This window comes from Parvimonas sp. M20 (assembly GCF_035282425.1).
In the GTDB taxonomy this organism is placed as follows: Bacteria; Bacillota; Clostridia; order Tissierellales; family Peptoniphilaceae; genus Parvimonas.
This window is the reverse complement of the sequence record NZ_JAYKBQ010000081.1, coordinates 1-492: the sequence shown is the minus strand read 5'-3', so window position 1 is coordinate 492 and position 492 is coordinate 1. Positions and strand designations below refer to the sequence as shown.

Below are 492 nucleotides of genomic sequence, written 5' to 3'. Positions count from 1 at the left end.
CGATTCCGCCAAGAGTCGGTCCCGCTGACGCCTACAGCTGCATAGCCAAAACGAGTTGCACAGGCTGCCTTCTTCTCACCTTCCGTGATGATGATGCACCGTGCATTCTCCAAGGCCTTTCTGAAGCCTGGCGGAAAATAGATATGGTTCGGCTGATTTGCAACCTGCCTATACTTCGGCTTCCAGTCAAACAGACGGACGCGATAAAAAGGAATGACCTTTTCATTGATGTCGAAGTACGGGATTACATAGCCCTCCACGTGCTGTGGAGTACCTGTGGCATGACGTTCCGTTGCGCCTAGTGGCCTAGAACGAATATGCTCAATACCAATGCCTGATTTGGCAAGGTCTGCGTTCATGCCTGACGCAGGATTAATCATTGTGTTAGTAGCCATTATACCATCACCCCCGAATCAATGCCTCATTACGCAGCAGATGATTCAGGCGGCCCATAATTATAGGGGTTCTTGGTGAGGTGGTATACGATGGGTA

Annotated in this window: 1 protein-coding gene; it reads right to left on the bottom strand. The window is 50.2% G+C overall.

Annotated features, from left to right (window positions below; all coding sequences use genetic code 11):
- Positions 1–395 (bottom strand): DUF3854 domain-containing protein (locus tag VJI93_RS08495; protein ID WP_324009276.1); only part of this gene is annotated, 395 nt, incomplete at its 3' end.
- Positions 396–492: the final 97 nt, after the last annotated feature.